The organism is Bacteroides sp., assembly GCF_030151085.1.
Taxonomy (GTDB): Bacteria; Bacteroidota; Bacteroidia; order Bacteroidales; family Bacteroidaceae; genus Bacteroides.
On record NZ_JASLER010000042.1, the window covers coordinates 39,843 to 49,503 of the forward strand.

Below are 9,661 nucleotides of genomic sequence, written 5' to 3' on the forward strand. Positions count from 1 at the left end.
ATCTATTATTGGACAAAAACTATATTTTTGCATTCGGTTTTAAAAATTAGCAAGGTTAAAAAGATAATAAGTATTGTCAATAGATAGTATTTTCTGCAACGGCAGATATTTCTATCAATCTAATTCGAGAGAATTCAAATAAACTATTTCAAAGTATCAATATGACAAATATGAAAACATTTTTGTTAAGTTGCATAATAGGCACAACCTTTATCGCAACATCATGCTCATCAGAGAATGAGGTGTCTACTAATACCAATGAAGGTTCTATTCATTTAGCAGTTACAACGGACGCAAAGTTCAAGCCCAACACACGCGCTGTGAATGAAAATAGTTATGCGGATGTGAATAACTACACTGTTCAGATTATAAATAGTTCAGGCAATATAGAAAAAGAGTTTATATATAATGAAGTTCCTGAAAAAATCAATCTCAACAATGGTTCTTATACCTTGAAAGCTTTTTATGGTGAAGATAGCAATGCATCAAGAAAGTCTTTCTATGTAGAAGGTACTACTACTTTTGCTGTAGAAGGTAATGACAAAAGTATATCAGTAGATTGTACGCCGATTCACGGTAAGGCTGTAGTTAACTTTGCCGAAGAAATGGCTACCTATTTCAGCGATTATTCTGTAGTTTATGAGACTGTAGCTCTTACTGCAAGCGGTTCTACCGCCACTTGGAACAAAATGGATACGGAACCTTGGTATCTGAAAGTTAACAAGAAAGGTGAAACAGTAAAAGCGACCATCCATGTCACTAGAAAATCCGACAACAAATCAAGCTCTGTTGAAAAGACTTATGCATTATCTCCCAACAAGTCCTGGACATTAAACATCGCCCCGCAAGATAACAATGGTAATCTGGGTATTACAATAACAATTGATGAATCTACCAATGATCATGAAATTGACATTGTAGTTCCATCAGAGTGGCTCTAATCTTACATAAAAAACAAATAAAGAAGTACAGACATGAAACTATTCAATATCACATCCATAGGAATCTTGGCAATTTTAAGTTTAGCATCTTGTGAGATGAAGAACGAATTGACGGGAAATACATCTCCAAAAACGGAAATGGGTATTTTAGAATTAGGTGTTTCTGTTAAACAACCTGTTTCACAGACACGTGCCGGTGTAGTAACCAATAGTTTCCCTGTTATCATAACAGGTGCAAGCACTGAAGTTTCCGATGTAAAGAAAGAATATGCTACTGTTGAAGATATGCCATCAAGCGTATCACTGCCGGTAGGAAAGTATACAGTAACGTCGCATACTCCTGGAAAGCTCGAAAAGAAAATGGGTGCTCCTTATTATGGTGGAAGTACTACCATGTCTATCACTAAGGGCATTACAACTTCGACCTCCGTTGTATGTAAGATGCAGAACAGCAGAATTCAAATTAAGTATGGCGACGACTTTCAGTCTTCATTCAAATCCTGGACTATCACAGTTGACGACGGTTCCAATACAGCCTTGTCTTTTGACGAAACTGAAGTAGCTCCATCTGCCATATACTGGAATTTTGATGATAGTTCGGTTACTGCTATTACTGTTAATATCAGAGCAGTAACTACCGAAGGGAACACTGTTAGTGAAAGTCGCACTTTCAAGAAAAGTGATGCTTCTAACAAGTATGAAGATGAAAACGAGTTCTTCAATGGTGGTGATGCCTTAGATATCAATATGGGAACTGTATCTTCATCAACAGGCAGTGTATCTGGAATTACGATTAAGGCATTCATTACTTTTGAAAATGAAAGTGAATCGGTAGAGATTCCGGTAGGAGGAGAAGAAGAACCCGGCGGTGGAGAAGAAGGCGGTGGTGATAACCCTGGAGAAAATCCAGGAGATGGACCTACATTGAAATTACCCAAAGATGTTATCTTGAAAGCTTATGAAATGTCTGATTTACCCTCTGCTGATGCACTAATTACAACTTCAGCTGGTATCAAAGAGATGTTTGTGAAAATCACAGCAGGAAACGAAGGCTTTTATGAAGCTTTAAAAGAATTCCAAACTAGAAGTGATGAAGATGGTGGTGCTATTGATTTCATCAATGGTGTTAATTTAGTTAATAATACTAAGATTGATGATTTATTCACCAGTTTGAATAAAGAAGTCAAAACACCTGTTTCAAATGATATTGAATATTCATTTCCAATAGGTGCATTCTTTAGCCTTCTAACAATTACAGGTTCTTCAGAAAATCCACATGAGTTTGCAATAACAGTGGTTGACAATAATAATAACGAAACTAAGGGAGTATTTAAAGTAACAATTACAGAATAATCGCAATGAGAAAATTATATTACCTAATATTTATTTTCCTAATTTCGACATCTATAATTTCATGCCAAAATGAAGAAACCGTAAATAGTACAGGCTATTTACGATTGGAAATTGGGACAAATTCTTATACAAAACCACAAACAAGAATTGCTGACAGCTATAATCCAAAGCAAATTGCAGTTCAAATACTTGATGCTAAAAGAAACATTGTTGAAGAAACTGATGATTGGGAAACTTGGTCAGGTAAACAGCTAAGACTAAAGCCAGGAATTTATACAATCCAAGCATCGTCCAATGGTTTTGACGGTTCAGAGTCAGGCTTTGATATACCCTATTACAGTGGAGAAGAGCAAATCACGATTGAAAGCGGAAAAGAAAAGACTGTGAATATCACTTGTACATTAGCTAATGTAAAAGTAACAGTCAATTTTGACCCAACATTTATTGATGCTTTTCGATCTGCTTCATCAACTATTACATCAAAACTAACCAATGTTGGTTCTCTAAACTTCATTATGGGGAAAGCTAATAAATCCGCCTATTTCCCTGTAGGCAATCTTTCAGCAACCATTAATGTAACTAACAAATCCGGGAAACAATTTTCACAGACAAATGAGATTAATAACGTTAAAGCTCGTGACCATTATATATTGAATTACAAGATTGCAGAATCAGGTTCAGTAGGTGGTGTAGATGTTACAGTAGATGATACAGAAACTATTTATACATTTACTTTTAATGTTTCTACCGAAACAACTACCCGATTAGAAGTTCAACCAGCTAATGCATGGAGTAGTTTTGCATACTTGGAAGGAACAGTTGGTTCTTCAAAAGGAGACCTTGATGAAACCCACATGTTTTTTGAATACAAACTATCCACAACCGAAACATGGATATCCGAATCTGCGACACAGGAAGAAAAGAAATTTAAAACAACATTGACTGGTTTGACACCTAATACAAAATATGATTATCGTTTAGTATATAAAAAAGACAATGATACATACTCTAGCGATATTGCATCTTTCACAACTGAAGCTGTTACTGAATTATACAATGGTAATTTTGATAATTGGTATAAATCCGGATCCACATGGTATGCAGATACTAAAGAAGGAGTTGAAAAGGGTAGTTTTTGGGACTCGAGTAATGGCGGTACAGGATCTTTTGGAATAAATCCAACTACAGGTAATTCCGGAACTATTCATAGTGCAGGAGGTCAGTCAGCCCAATTAGTATCACAATATGTTGTAGTAAAATTTGCTGCTGCAAGTTTATATACAGGTTCATTTGCCGGATTGGTATCAACTAAAGGTGCTAAAATAAACTTTGGACAACCGTTTACTTCGCGCCCGACCCAGTTACATGGATTTTTCCAATATGCACCTGGAACAATTCAATATGTAGGTAGCAATACTCCGGCAAGTGCTGGTATAGTAAAAGATCAAAGTACTGACATATGCTCAATTTACATTGCATTATCAACACAAACATACCTCGTTGATAATACAAACACAAGTACATTTATAGACTTTGAAAACGATCCTGGCATTGTTGCTTATGGAGAGCTCCCACTATCTGAATGTGGTTCAACCAACGGAGAGTGGAAAGAATTCAACATAGAGCTCAAATATCATAGTATTACGACTAAACCTACACATATTATTATCGTCTGCTCATCCAGTAAGTATGGTGATTATTTTACAGGAAGCAAGAATAGTATTATGTATTTAGATGACTTTGAATTAATATATGGTACTACTCCTACTATCAAGTAATATAATAAGAAAATTATAACTTTACCCCGGAAGATTATTCCTTTCATGCGAATTTTCTACCGGGTACACACATTTTTATTTATGAAGATTAAAATAGTATTATCCATACTACTGTTACTTGCAGGAATTGTTTCTGTCAATGCACAACGTCCCAAACGTATAGACCGGGAAATAATGAAATCGGTATTTATCCCAAAAGGACAGTGGATGGCAGGGGGAACGGTATCCTACTCTGAACACGACGAAGATAATTTGAATTTCTTGGTTCTAAAAGATGTACAAGGTTTAGGATATACCTTTAGTATTAGTCCTTACGTGGGTTATTTCTTTAAAGACAATGTATCGGCAGGTATGCGCTTTGCATATAATCGAACCTATCTTGATATGGATAACTTTGATCTGAATCTGGGTGAGGACTTCAATATCAGCTTGAAGAACCTTTATTATCTGGAACATAAATATGAAGTTTCCGGTTTCCTACGCACTTATACGCCTATTGGTAGAAGCAAGATATTCGGCCTTTTCAATGAAGTGCGACTGACTTACGGTTATAGCGAAGGAAAGAATTCTACCGGATCGGGTACAGAATATGATGGAACCTTTGAGCGGGCACATAACTTGCAGTTAGGTATTGCTCCGGGTATGACAGCCTTTGTTACTGATTGGTCAGCTGTAGAAGTATCTGTTGGAGTAATGGGGTATAATTTCAAATGGCAGGATCAGAAAACAAATCAAATCGAATCCGGCAAAAGAAGAACTTCTTCGGGTAACTTCAAGATAAACCTGTTCTCCATCAATATTGGTATGACATTCTACTTATAAATAACAAATTGTAAATAGTCTCAAATTAGTAAATGAAATGACAATAAAGAAATTTATATACTGTTTGTTGTGTGTATTGGCTTTTGCTGCTTGTGCAATAGAGAATGATATACCTTATCCAATTGTAGACGGCAGCATCCTTACTCTAGAAGTAGAAGGTCAATGTGACGCCGAAGGGAATAGCAGTACACAAACTACTATTAATAAGACCAGCCGTATCATAACTTTATATGTGGACGATTCGGTTGATTTAGAGAAGCTTCGCATCAAAAAGCTGACGGTAAGCAACGATGCTTCACTCGTCCTCGATTCTGCTGTTTGTAACAATTACTCTAAATTCCCCAAAAAAGGATTTGAGTCATTAGAAAACATACCTGTATCCTCCGATACACGTGTTAACTTTTCCGATCCCGTAATAGTTACATTAAGAACTTATCAGGATTATCAATGGAAGGTATTAATAGAGCAAATTATCAAACGCGACATTGTTTTGGAGAACCAGATTGGTAAAACAGTTATAGACGATGTCAATAGAAATGTGATTATCTATGTTTCAAAAAGTCAGCCATTAGATAAGATTAAAGTTTCTGCTTTCAATTTAGGTGGCGTGCGTGGCAGTGTTGTGCCCGACCCTACTGCTTCCGAAACCTTTGACTTCTCAAAGCCGAATATCTTCTTTGTTTCAAGAGCTTGGGAAGAAGTCAGTTACAAATGGACTGTTTATGTCTATCAGAAAGATGAAGAAACTTCTTCTTCGTCCAATGTATTCCCTATGGCTACTCGCGCCACTCTTTCCGGAAGTATTCAAAGTGGAAAACAACCCACTGTAGAATATAAAAAAGAGAGTGAAAACGATTGGAAAGCTTTAGCTGCATCTGCCATAAAAGTCAGTGGCACCAGCTATACTGCATCTATAGATAGACTTGCACCTGGTACATCCTATCAATATCGCATCAGTATAAATGGCAGTGCAGGAGATACACAATCCTTCAATACTACCCCCGCTACAGCTTTGACTGACGGCAGTTTCGACAACTGGCATAAAGTCGATAAACTATGGAATCCATGGACCACAAATGGTACCTCTTTTTGGGATACGGGAAATCGTGGTGCTACAACCGTCGGCGAGAGTAACTCCACACCGACTGACGAAACTTGCAAGGGTAGTGGACAGGCAGCCTTGTTAGAATCTAAATATATAGTGTTGAAGTTTGCGGCCGGTAATATCTTTACAGGCAGCTATCTGAAGACAGTAGGAACGAATGGCGTACTCAGCTTTGGTCGTCCATTCACCTCTTTCCCTTCGAAATTGCGTATCAACTATAAATATACCTCAGTGAACATTGATAAAGTGGGCGAAGATGCCTATTCTTATCTGAAAGGGCGTCCTGATTCTTGTCACATCTACATTGCTCTGACTGACTGGGACGAGCCACTTGAAATCCGTACCCGCCCATCGGAACGACAATTGTTCGACAAGAGTGATTCGCATGTAATAGCATACGCTGAGTTAATAAAAGGAGAGACAATATCTACGTATCAACAGATAGACTTGCCTTTGAAATATCGCTACAGCAATCGTACACCTAAGTATATTGTTGTGGTAGCAAGTGCCAGCAAATACGGTGACTACTTCACCGGAGGTACAGGCAGTAAATTATGGATTGATAATTTTGAGCTGATTTACGAATAAAAGAACCAATAACACATTTTTATGAAACGATATATTAACCTTCTCATCCTATTCTCATTGATCTTCTTCACGGCTTGCCGTGGCGATGAAGAATGGACTATGACTAACAGTGGCTTTCTTATATCGTTGGGAGAGGAACAAGCGAATATCACTTCACGTGCCACTCCCGCAGAATTAGGCAAGCCGGTTGCCGATATGTTTCAACTGAAAATAACTAAAAAAGAAACGAACAACGTTATATACAATGGTGTATATAAATCAGGCATCATAGAAGCTTCTACCGGTAACTACACTTTAACAGCTTTCTGTGGAGATAACCCTGAATTGGCATGGGATACTCCCTATTATGAAGGAACAACGGAAGCAGAGGTACAAACAGATCAGACTACTTCTGTCACTATTCCATGTAGAGTAGCAAATGCATTACTCTCCATAAAGTTCAGTAATCCGGAAAAGTTTGCTACACTATACAGTTCCTATGGAGTTAAAGTAAAAGTAGGCAGTTCATCGCTCATCTTTGAAAATAGTGAAACAAAGAAGAGTGCCTATTTCCGTGCCCAATCCCAAGTAGGTTTAACGTTCTACGCCACCTTGCAAGAAACCGGAAAAGACGTTTCAATGGTGATAGAGAATGAAAGCTTGCCTCAAACCTTTGCAGCTGGTACTCATACCAAATTATCACTCACTGCTGCCACGCCTACATCGGGAACTATCCTAGAAGTCGATAAGGTAGAAGTTGAAAAAGTAACGGTGACTCAAACAATTCCATTAGAGTGGTTACCGAAACCTAAAGTTACAGGGTTCGGTGGAAACGCAGTATTCAATTATACAGAAACAGCAGATGCGCCATCAGAGGCTGTTATCAACTATACAGCTTCATCGCCTGTACAGGATGTAGAGTTCACACTCGATTTTAAAGATCCGCAATATACTGGGTATAATAAGACTTATACACTTTCCAAGCTCACGAAAGAAGAACGTACTACGTTGTCTAGCATTGGAATCAAACTGCCTGAATTAGATAATACTTCCAAAGAAGGACAACTTGACTTATCTGCTCTTACTGCCAATTTACTAACAGATAATGGAACAGAAGTTACAAACACTTTGAAGTTTAAAGTAAAAGCCAATAATCGTTGGAGCAGTAAAGAAGGAGAAAACTATCAAATAAAAGTGGTGAAGCCAGAATTTACAGTTACCGTACGACCAGGGAATATATGGTGCAAAGAGTTCACTATTGACGAAATAAATGTCACTTCCGGCAATATAGAAAAGATGAAACCTTTTTTGGTCTATTTGTATAGCGCAGATAATGGCATAACTTGGCAAGAGTGTTCCAATACGCGTCAACAGATTTTCAACACTATTCCAACAAATAGGAACTACAAAGTAAAAGCATGCTATCGCAATTACGCCTATGCAAGTAATGTAGCAGATGTTATACTAGCCCCTTTGACTCAGATTCCTAATTCTGATATGGAGATCTGGCAAACAAAAGAACTTGGCAAAACAGGATTCCTTGACGGTAGTAAGAAATTCTATGATTTCCTACCCTATTCAGATAATAACGATATCTGGTGGACTACAAACAATGAGCGTGCAAGAGATTATTCTGTTTCACGCGTAAAAATAACCTCGAGCGCCTGTGTCAGTTATACAGAGAATAATAAACATGAAGGTAGCCGTGCTGCATTAATTTATACTTCAGGACATGGGGGAACCTATGCTTCTAGCTCATTATTAGTACTCCCTGATGGTGCATTTGCAGGAAGCCTATTTATCGGAACATACAAATGGGATAAGGGCGAAACAATCAGCACCGGACATGCATTTACATCACGTCCCCAAGAGTTCTCTTTTTGGTATAAATATGCGCCTAAAGGTAGTGATCAATTTAAAGCATATATCGAACTAAAAAATCAAAATGATATAATAGCCACAGGAACATTTATTCCAGCTGCATATTCAAATGCTGATAGCGAGTTCAAACAAGCCAATATTCAACTTGATTATATTGATATAGAGAAGGAAGCAACTTCCATTTATATTCAGTTTCTTTCTACAACAAAAACATCTTTCTCTACAGATGATTTTGATAAAAATAAATCTATTACATTTCCAGTAATGGGTTCTTGGAATGCCCATATAGGAAGTATGCTTTATATTGATGATCTTCATTTGGAATACACAAAATAAATAGAACAATATGAAATTAATAAAAGTATATATCACCATTATTTTTCTCATTTTATTAGCCTCTTGTCAGAAAGAAGATTACATCCTTTCATTAGAATCAGATAAAGGCTATCTCTCGATTTCTTCCATTGAGGTAGAGAAAGAGAATATCACGCAAATATCTACTCGCACCGTCACCCCCGAACTAGCCATCGAGATAGTGAAATCCAATGGAACTCCCGTAGTCAAATACGATGCAGGAGCAGCAGAAGCATCCGCAAAAATAGAGTTAGAAGCCGGAGAATACAAACTCAAAGCATACTCTCCTAATTATGGAACTACCTGGCAGAATGATGAGAAAGGTGAACCTGTCTACTACAAAGAACAAAGTTTCACGATTGTGGCAGAAAAAGTAAATTATCTTTCCATTCAAGTACCTATGATAAATATTGGTGTGGAATTCATATTGCCCAAAGATTTCAGCAATTGGTTCACCGATTACACATTCTCCGCTCAAATAAACAATCGTACAGTAACATTAAGAGAAGGTGAAACCGCCTATTTCGAACTGCCAGAAAACAGTAATACAAAACTGCAATATTCACTATCCGCTACAAATAGCGATAATGAGCTCATGCAACAAGATAGTAACTATAAAGGGACTTTAACAGCGGGTACCATTTATGAAGTAACCTATTCTATTTCCACACATTCTTTGCTATTATATAGAGAAGAAGAACTGTAAATAGATTTAATTGAACTCACGTTAAAATAATTGCCGAAACTCTTGACATCGCCTTTGCAATGTTGTATATTTGTAAAGTGAATTTATAGATACTTCAATTTTAAATTAGGATAAACGGAGAGGCATTGCTTCTCCGTTTCTTTTTACCTCCCAC

General features: G+C 37.2%; 7 protein-coding genes. All 7 read left to right on the forward strand.

The window, feature by feature from the left end; translation table 11 throughout:
* Positions 1-170 precede the first annotated feature (170 nt).
* The 7 genes from Q1W14_RS07940 (at position 171) to Q1W14_RS07970 (ending at position 9,507) form a co-directional block, all read left to right on the forward strand.
* Positions 171-941, forward strand: coding sequence for a DUF4493 domain-containing protein (locus tag Q1W14_RS07940; protein WP_300700476.1), 771 nt, complete (start codon positions 171-173; stop codon positions 939-941).
* A 33-nt stretch (positions 942-974) separates the two neighbouring features.
* The gene (locus Q1W14_RS07945) at positions 975-2,294 is read left to right on the forward strand and encodes a DUF4493 domain-containing protein (protein WP_300700478.1); all 1,320 of its coding nucleotides are present in this window, start codon (positions 975-977) and stop codon (positions 2,292-2,294) included.
* Between the two features lie 5 nt (positions 2,295-2,299).
* Positions 2,300-4,072 carry a DUF4493 domain-containing protein gene (locus tag Q1W14_RS07950; protein WP_300700480.1) on the forward strand — a complete coding sequence of 591 codons (1,773 nt, stop codon included), beginning with the start codon at positions 2,300-2,302 and terminating at the stop codon, positions 4,070-4,072.
* An 81-nt stretch (positions 4,073-4,153) separates the two neighbouring features.
* Positions 4,154-4,894 carry a hypothetical protein gene (locus Q1W14_RS07955; protein ID WP_300700481.1) on the forward strand — a complete coding sequence of 247 codons (741 nt, stop codon included), beginning with the start codon at positions 4,154-4,156 and terminating at the stop codon, positions 4,892-4,894.
* 37 nt (positions 4,895-4,931) lie between these two features.
* Entirely contained in the window at positions 4,932-6,587 is a 1,656-nt protein-coding gene (locus Q1W14_RS07960) for a PCMD domain-containing protein (protein WP_300700483.1), read from the forward strand.
* A 21-nt stretch (positions 6,588-6,608) separates the two neighbouring features.
* The gene (locus Q1W14_RS07965; protein ID WP_300700485.1) at positions 6,609-8,783 is read left to right on the forward strand and encodes a DUF4493 domain-containing protein; all 2,175 of its coding nucleotides are present in this window, start codon (positions 6,609-6,611) and stop codon (positions 8,781-8,783) included.
* A 10-nt stretch (positions 8,784-8,793) separates the two neighbouring features.
* Positions 8,794-9,507 carry a DUF4493 domain-containing protein gene (locus Q1W14_RS07970; RefSeq protein ID WP_300700487.1) on the forward strand — a complete coding sequence of 238 codons (714 nt, stop codon included), beginning with the start codon at positions 8,794-8,796 and terminating at the stop codon, positions 9,505-9,507.
* The last annotated feature ends 154 nt before the right edge of the window (positions 9,508-9,661 follow it).